Raw genomic sequence first — 583 nt, 5'->3', positions numbered from 1 at the left:
CCGTCAAAGTGATCTCGTCACCAACTCGCGGACTTCGCGCCATCGTCTCCACGCTTTGAGCCGGGTAGTTATTTAAACATTCAAGTTAGCTAAAATGTTCCGGAACCGGATCGGGGTTTGGTGCCTTGAATCGCGGTCCTGTCGAGTTGCGTTGATGCGTCTGAAGTTCATTGAGCCTTTGATGCCGACCCTGGTCGAGAAGCCGCCAGAGGGGGACGGCTGGATACATGAGGTGAAATTCGACGGCTACCGCTCCCAGATCGTGAGGGATGCCGATGGTGTGCGCATCTTCACCCGGCGCGGGCTCGACTGGACTGCCAAGTATCGCGACCTCGCAAAGGCTGCTGGCGAGCTGGAGGTCGCGACCGCAATCATAGACGGCGAGATCATCGTCCTGAACGATACCGGGCTGTCCGACTTCAAGGCCCTGCGCAAGGCCATCACCAGTCGGCAACGGGACCTCTATTTCGTTGCCTTCGATCTGCTCCACCTCAATGGCCACGACCTTCGCGACATGCCGCTAGAGGATCGCCGGGAGATCCTGTCCGAGATGATCCCGGACGGCGGACGCATCCAGTTCTGT

At 58.7% G+C, this 583-nt stretch carries 1 pseudogene; it reads left to right on the top strand.

Features of this window, described 5'->3' with window-relative positions:
- Positions 1-154: 154 nt before the first annotated feature.
- Positions 155-583: pseudogene (locus tag EN780_RS36885) on the top strand (ATP-dependent DNA ligase); the annotation flags it as partial.

The sequence above is a fragment of the Mesorhizobium sp. M4B.F.Ca.ET.089.01.1.1 genome (assembly GCF_004022605.1).
GTDB classification, from domain to species: domain Bacteria; phylum Pseudomonadota; class Alphaproteobacteria; order Rhizobiales; family Rhizobiaceae; genus Mesorhizobium; species Mesorhizobium abyssinicae.
The sequence above is the reverse complement of the archived record's forward strand: the minus strand, read 5'-3'. Positions and strand labels throughout refer to the sequence as shown.